Annotated in this window: 8 protein-coding genes; 7 read left to right on the top strand and 1 reads right to left on the bottom strand. The window is 54.7% G+C overall.

Annotation, left to right across the window (positions count from 1 at the left end; genetic code table 11):
- Nucleotides 1-297, top strand: a 297-nt coding sequence (locus tag VLH40_01105) for a nucleotidyltransferase family protein (GenBank protein ID HSV30606.1), incomplete at its 5' end; no start/stop codon positions are given.
- Nucleotides 290-490 carry a HepT-like ribonuclease domain-containing protein gene (locus VLH40_01100; GenBank protein ID HSV30605.1) on the top strand — a complete coding sequence of 67 codons (201 nt, stop codon included), beginning with the start codon at nt 290-292 and terminating at the stop codon, nt 488-490. The genes VLH40_01105 and VLH40_01100, both read left to right, overlap by 8 nt.
- Nucleotides 491-859: 369 nt before the next feature.
- Here VLH40_01100 and VLH40_01095 read toward each other — a convergent pair whose 3' ends face one another.
- Nucleotides 860-1006 carry a hypothetical protein gene (locus VLH40_01095; GenBank protein ID HSV30604.1) on the bottom strand — a complete coding sequence of 49 codons (147 nt, stop codon included), beginning with the start codon at nt 1004-1006 and terminating at the stop codon, nt 860-862.
- A 204-nt stretch (nt 1007-1210) separates the two neighbouring features.
- Here VLH40_01095 and VLH40_01090 point away from each other — a divergent pair, with 204 nt between their 5' ends.
- The 5 genes from VLH40_01090 to VLH40_01070 all read left to right on the top strand — a co-directional run bounded on the left by VLH40_01090 (nt 1211) and on the right by VLH40_01070 (nt 6574).
- Nucleotides 1211-2206 carry a sugar phosphate isomerase/epimerase family protein gene (locus tag VLH40_01090; GenBank protein HSV30603.1) on the top strand — a complete coding sequence of 332 codons (996 nt, stop codon included), beginning with the start codon at nt 1211-1213 and terminating at the stop codon, nt 2204-2206.
- Nucleotides 2207-2367: 161 nt separating this feature from the next.
- A complete protein-coding gene (locus VLH40_01085; protein ID HSV30602.1) occupies nt 2368-3141 on the top strand; it encodes a D-threitol dehydrogenase in 774 nt (257 codons plus the stop codon).
- Nucleotides 3142-3223: 82 nt separating this feature from the next.
- Entirely contained in the window at nt 3224-3976 is a 753-nt protein-coding gene (locus VLH40_01080) for an SDR family oxidoreductase (GenBank protein HSV30601.1), read from the top strand.
- Nucleotides 3977-4025: 49 nt separating this feature from the next.
- Nucleotides 4026-5552, top strand: a complete 1527-nt coding sequence (gene xylB / locus VLH40_01075; GenBank protein ID HSV30600.1) for a xylulokinase — start codon at nt 4026-4028, stop codon at nt 5550-5552.
- Nucleotides 5553-5566: 14 nt separating this feature from the next.
- The gene (locus VLH40_01070; GenBank protein HSV30599.1) at nt 5567-6574 is read left to right on the top strand and encodes a zinc-dependent alcohol dehydrogenase family protein; all 1008 of its coding nucleotides are present in this window, start codon (nt 5567-5569) and stop codon (nt 6572-6574) included.
- The last annotated feature ends 649 nt before the right edge of the window (nt 6575-7223 follow it).

Genomic DNA, 7223 nt, shown 5'->3' with positions numbered 1-7223 from the left:
ATGACAAAAAATACGACTCAAAACGTTGTTCGGCAGATTGCCGCAATGCGCCGGGAGTTGCAGGAACGTTTTACCGTCACACGCATCGGCGTTTTTGGGTCCTATGCCAGAGGTGACGAAAGCTCCCAAAGCGATGTGGATGTCCTCGTGGAGTTGGGCGAACCGACTTTTGATAATTACATGGATCTTAAATTCATGTTGGAAGAGGTCCTCCAGAGGCCCGTGGACCTGGTTATGGCGGACACCGTAAAGCCTCGCTTAAAGCCGATTATAGAACAAGAGGTGGTTTATGCCTAGAGACCCCCGTCTGTATATAGACGACATCTTGAAGGCGGTCGCCCAAATCCGGGAATACACCGCCTCAATGAATTACGAAGTGTTCGCGCGGGATCGGAAGACCCAGGATGCGGTGGTGTGGAATCTTGAGATCGTCGGTGAGGCGGCCGGTCCGCTTGCCGGAGTCCATAAAGACCGGTACAGCGGATATTGAATGGCGCAAAATCGTGGGGCTGCGGAACATCCTAGCTCATGAGTATTACGGCATCAGCCTTCCCGTGGTCTGGGACGTTGTGCAAAACAAATTGGGACCGCTTGAAGCCGACTGCCGGTGGTTGATAGAAGAAGATACACTTTCTGCGAAGGAACAGAAATAATGGCAAGACCGATAGTGGACACTTGAGTTCGCAATTTCCGATCTTGCAAAGGGTCACCGAAGATCTCCCCCGGAAAGTTGATAGCGACACCAAAGTATCCGCTTGCGGTCACCTCCAACACGCGGCACAACAGCGAAACAAAATAGTCGAGGGACAACTCCCGAGGGGAAGCTTGACACTGGCCAATCTTTCCGAGACGACCTGCTTTAGAAACCCTTATCCGGCGTTCCGGCGTTGCCTTCGGTCAGGACCAACGCTTCGCTCTCCAGCGTCGGTATGCCTCTGTCCGTAGCCAGCTTCACTGCTTCTCCCCGCAGCTCTTTCCTGTGTCGCCCGTTCGCTATCCTTTCCATTTTCCCACCTCCGCCTGGGTTTCTTGCCTGAACATTGGTGGCCATTTTTTCAACCTGACACAATGAGATAAAAGTCAGAATTGATGAGGACTATAAAAAATACTCCTATAATTGTTGGACACGATCCTGCAAGACTTTTTTTCGTGACAGGAACGGTCAAAACAGGTAAGATGTAAGGAAAGGAATTAGAGAAAGGAGATAGGCATGGCTTTCAAGGTTTCAGTGGGTTTGTGGTGTCTGGGGGGAGCGGGTGACCGGTACAACCGGGATGGCTATTCTCCAAGCCTGGGGACCGGCGAGACCATCGCGCTGGCTTCTCGGTTACCGGAAGTGGGCGCGGTTGAGATCGTCTACCCCACCGGATTCCGGGCTTCGGCGGGTGGCGGAGGGGAGGTCCAGGGCAGGTTGGCGAGGGAAGCGCTGGATCAATATGGCCTGCAGGTTTCGAGTGTTCTGGTGAACACCTTTACCGATCCGAAGTGGCAACTTGGATCGTTGGGGGCCGGAGATCCGGCGATTCGTTCTCAGGCGGTGGGTTTGTGTAAGGAGGCTGTTGGTTTTGCCCGAGCTGTCGGTTCCCCGGCCATCTCGTTATGGCTGGGTCAGGACGGTTTCGATTATCCCTTTCAAATCGATTACCAGACGCACTGGGACGACCTCAGGAAGGCGGTGGTTCAAGTTGCCGACCTGGACCCCACCATGCTCGTTTCGCTCGAATACAAACACCGGGAACCCCGCAACCGAATGACTCTTTCGGGAGCGGCGAAGGTGCTTCTGTTCGTCAATGAAGTCAACCGGAACAATGTCGGGGTGTGTATGGATTTCGGTCACGCCCTGGCCTGCAAGGAAAGCGCGGCGGAGAGCGTCGTTTTGCTCCACGGCCGGGGAAAGCTTTTTAATGTTCACATCAACGACTGTCTCCGGGATTGGGACGACGACATGATCGTTGGCTCCGTACATCTCCCCGAGACCCTCGAGTTCCTCTATTACCTGGAAAAGACCGGGTATGACGGCTGGCTGGGACTCGATCAGTTCCCCTATCGGGAAGACGCGTTTCTGGCTTGCAAACAGAGCATAGAGAACATCCGGGCCCTGGAGAGGATTCTGGCCGGAATGGATAAAGCGGCCCTGCGCCAGGCTCAGGGGACCATGAGTGCCCTGGATACTCAGAATCTGGTCCGCCAGGCGTTACTGCACTGAGGAAATCGATACCCGGCCGCCTGTCCGATTCCCGCGCAGCGGCGGCCGGGTACCAGCTCTTTAACCCTTGGGAGGCCTTGGCGGAACAGGCTTGAATTATAATGAACGATAATGAACCTAACGAACAACATCGATGGTTTTCTTGAAAGCGAGGGAGAGCTATGGAATATAAGCCGTTCGATATCAATTTCGGTCTCGGGGGGAAAACAGCCCTGGTGACCGGAGCAGCTCAGGGGATCGGCAGGGCGATCGCCCTTTTGTTTGCCCAGAAAGGCGCCGATATCGCGCTTTTTGACTTGTTGAAAGAGGAATCAGAACAGGTCGCTTCGGAAATCCGAAAAATCGGCCGGCGGGTCCTGGTATCGATAGTGGACGTGACCGACACCTCATCGGTCCAAAAAGAGCTCAAGCGGGTGATCAGTGAATTCGGCCGGATCGACATCCTGGTCAATAACGCCGGGATCGCCCGGCTCGACGACGCCGAAAAACTGACCGCCGAACACTGGCACCAGACCATCGCTGTCAACTTGAGTGCCCCCTTTTTCCTGGCCCAACTGGTGGGACGACAGATGATCGAGCAGGGTGGGGGAAAGATCATCAACCTCGCTTCCCAGGCGGGAGTCGTCGCTTTGGACAGGCACGTGGCTTACTGCGCCAGTAAAGCGGGGATGATCAGCATGAGCAAGGTGTTAGCCCTGGAGTGGGCCGAGCTCAACATCAACGTGAACAGCATCTCCCCGACCGTTATCCTCACTGAACTGGGGAAGAAGGCTTGGGCCGGAGAACTCGGCGAAGCCATGAAGCAGAAAATTCCCGTACGCCGCTTCGGTTATCCCGAAGAAGTTGCGGCGGTGGCGGTATTCCTGGCCAGTGAGGCCTCCAACCTGATCACCGGGGAGAATGTCATGATTGATGGCGGATATACGATACAGTGAAGAGTGGAAAGAGGTTGGAAAAAGATGGGGAAAAGGCTGGGGAAAGGGTTGAAATAAGAGTGGAATAAGAGAGGTGAAGGCCATGCGGTTAGCGGATAAAATTGCCATCGTGACCGGTGCGGGAATGGGAATCGGCAAGGCGATCGCCCTGGGCTTGGCCCGGGAAGGCTGTCACGTGGTGGTCAACGATATTACTGGGGAAACCTGTCGGGAGACCGTACAGGAAATCCAGAAAGATTATAGTCGAAAAGCGGCGGCGGCGGTGGGCGACGTCAGCCTCAAGAAAACCGCTTTGATGATCCGGGATATGACGCTACGCGAGTTCGGCCGCATCGATATCCTGGTCAATAACGCCGGGATAATGATCTCCGGCCTGGTGGTCGACTACCGGGAAGAAGATTGGGATAAAATTTTCGCCGTTAACGCCAAAAGTGTTTTTCTGATGTGTCAGGCGGTTGGAAAAATCATGATCGAGCAAAACTATGGAAAAATCATCAATATTTCTTCCATCGGTGCGAAAGACGGCGCCGATTACCAGGCGGCCTATGCGGCAAGCAAAGCCGCGGTGCAGAATTTCAGCCGGGCTCTGTCTAAGGAAATGATCCGCCACAACGTGCACGTCAACTCCATCTGCCCTGGCGTTGTCCAGACTGAACTGGGAAAGGTCAACCTGGATACCGAGGAAAAGCGGCGGTTTTTCATTAACAAGATACCACGCGGCCGGTTAAGTCTGCCGGAGGACATGGCCGGACTTGCGGTATTCCTCGCAAGCGATGAATCAGACTATATCGTTGGTCAGGCGATCAACGTCGACGGTGGAGTGCTCTTTATTTAGGAAACAGGTTCGGTAAACCTTTTTCGAGACTTTTTTTGGAGGTTGAATCGTGCCGAAGTCATACATACTCGGTATCGACCTGGGGACGTCGTCACTGAAGGCAACGGTGCTGGACGTGGAGTCCGGGCAGACTCAGACGGTTTCCGTCGATCTCACCGTTTCTTACCCGGATTCCTTCAGCGCGGAGCAGGATCCCCGGGACTGGTGGAACGCCTTTCGGGCCGCCGTAGGAAAATTACCCAACATCATCGGTGATCTACGGCAGATTCGGGCCGTCGGCTTATCCGGTCAGATGTTGGGGTTGGTGCTGTTGGACCGCTTGGGAGAGGCGGTCAGACCCTGTCTGATCTGGTGTGATCAGCGCAGTTACACGGAAGTCGAGGAACTCAAGGAGCAGCCGGGGATCGACTTTTTGCTGGAGCACACAGCGAATACTCCGCTGACCGGTTACTGGCTTCCCAAAATCATGTGGTTACGGAAACATGAACCGGAGACGCTTCTCAAGACCTACAAAATCCTTCTGCCCAAAGACTATCTGCGCCTGCGGCTCACCGGGGAGTATGTCGCCGAAGTGTCCGATGCTTCGTTAACTCTGTTGTTTGACGTGGGAAAACGGTGCTGGTCACCTGAAGTGCTTCGGTTGATCAATCTGGATCCCGCCCTGTTGCCTAGTGTGGTGGAGTCACCGGAGGTAACCGGCGTGGTAACCACGCGAGCCTCCGCCGAGACCGGTCTGTCGGCTGGGATTCCTGTAGTGGGAGGAGGCGGTGATCAATCCTCGGGTGGCATTGGTCTGGGGACCATCCGGGATGGAATGATTTCCTGCGTGCTGGGAACTTCCGGGGTGGCCATGGCCTTGACCCACGAAGCCAAGCAGGATCACCTGAACCGGGGCCTGCATTCCTGCTGTTATTCGATGCCGGGGACCTGGTTTGTGATGGGCTGCACCCTGGCGGCCGGAGGGTCGTACCACTGGTTCCACGATGCTCTCGTTCCGATTCATCCCGGCCTGACCTATGACCAGCTCAATCGGCTCGCCGGCGAAACACCGCCCGGTAGCGGAGGTCTTCTCTATCTCCCGTATCTCATCGGAGAGCGAACTCCTCATTCCGATCCCAGCGCCCGGGGGGCTTTCTTCGGACTCAATTATCAACACCACGCCGGTCACTTGGCCCGTGCGGTTTTGGAGGGTGTTGCTTTCAGCCAGCGGGAGTCGGTGGAAATCCTGGAAAGCTTCGATCTCCGAGCCGAGCAAATGGTCCTGGCCGGCGGGGGAGCCCGCAGTCCTTTGTGGTGTCAGATCATGGCCGATATTGTCAACCGCGCGGTGATCACCACCAATATCGACGACCCGGCCTCGCTGGGGGCTGGTATCATCGCTGCGGTGGGGATCGGCATGTTCGCTTCTTTCGAAGAGGCCTGTAGAAAATTCATCGAACATCGGAACAGCTATAGCCCCCGGCAGGAACACCGGGAACGGTATGAGGTTTTTTACGAAAAATACCGTCAACTCTATCAGACGTTAAAGAACTTTTCAAAGGAATTTGCCCCCTTACAAGAAAAGTGGGGTCGATAAAACCAGGAGGCTGCATGCGCGCGTGTATTTTTACCGGCAAAGACCAGTGGACTATCGGCGAGGTGGACGTACCCATCCCGGCGTCTGACGAAGTACTGATTCAGGTCAAAGCGGCGGGGTTCTGCGGGACGGATCTGCACATTCTCAAGGGTGAGTATTTTTCCTCCTTTCCCATTGTGACCGGTCATGAGTTTTCCGGAGAAGTGGCTGATGTCGGGAAAGAAGTGGTTGGATTCCAGCCGGGTGATCGGGTAGCCGCCGATCCCAATATCTTTTGTGACCGCTGCTATTATTGCAAAATAAATAAGCACATCCATTGCGAGAACCTACGGGTGGTGGGGGTGACCCAGGGGGGAGCCTTTGCCGAATATGTGGCTGTTCCCGAAAAGGCCGTTTACCATCTGCCGGATTCGACCAGTTACCGGGAAGGGGCGATGGCCGAACCCTTAGCCTGCGTAGTATACGGGGTTCAGCGGGCGAAACCAAGACCAGGGTCGAAAATATTAATCTTCGGAGCCGGACCGATTGGCCTTCTGATGCTTGCGCTTTTACGCATGAGTGGAGCGGCGCAGGCCGTAGCCGTGGACATCAGCCGGGCCAAGCTGGCTATGGCCGCCGAACTGGGGGCGGAGACTGTGGTGGCCGACGGTTCGGAAGAGGAGACCCTTCGCCAGCTCTCCTCCCGCGGGTATGACCTGGTGGTTGACGCTACGGGCCTTCCCGCGGTGATGGAGCGGGCCTTGCCCCTGGTGGAACCGGACGGTACCTTCCTGGTTTTCGGGGTCGCGCCCATCGGGGCCTCCATGCGGCTGGAGCCGTATGATATTTTCCGCCGGGACCTGCGGATCATCGGGTCCTTCGCCCTGAATAAAACCATGCAATATTCGCTGAATCTTCTGGCGGAAAACCGGATTCCGGTCGGACGATATATATCCGCCTCCTATTCCCTGGAACATTTTGGTGAGGCTTTCCGGGAAGTGACAGAAAACCCGGACCACCTGAAAGTTCAGATCGAGTTCTGAGAGGTTTGTAAGCTAAAATCTCGTCCGGTATTTCCTTTAAAGCCATGTAACGGCAGTTCAGGATGCTGACGTCGTTAGTGCTGGGATGAGATGAGCGTTTCCAACTGAGCCAACTTTATCAATTTTTCTGTCAATATTCTATGAAAATGCCCCCTTAAAAAAAGGGGTGTTTTGTTCTCACAAAATGCCCCTTTTTTTTACCTTTATTGAAATGGAAGAGCCTTCCCAGGCTTCCTGGCCCTGTTTTGGTGAATGACGAACCCTCCCACTTCCCCGACCCCCTTTTGCAGGGGTTAGATGGCGTATCCCAAGGCCTGGAATCTCTGTCTTCCTGCTGGTCATCTTCGTCAGGCAGACACCGGGTGAGGCAGAGTTTGTTTCGTTCTTATTTAGTCATGGTGAGGATTGTCCCTTCATTCTACTGGGGGTGACATTTTCCCAGAATAAAAACAATGTTTGGCGTCCACTATTGACAACCGACCCCTCTGTGCTTAGAGTGATAAAGGTAGGAAGGTTCTTTCTTCGAGGTGGAATTTTTCTCACGAGCAATTACTCTTTATAGTAAGGGGGTGATCATCGGAACAGGGTACGTCCGGCGTGTATGGTTTCTTCTTGGCCCGGTAGCGGTGTAGAGAAACAGCTGTGCTTG

It is taken from the genome of Atribacteraceae bacterium, from assembly GCA_035477455.1.
Classification (GTDB): Bacteria; Atribacterota; Atribacteria; order Atribacterales; family Atribacteraceae; genus DATIKP01.
The sequence above is the reverse complement of the archived record's forward strand: the minus strand, read 5'-3'. Positions and strand labels throughout refer to the sequence as shown.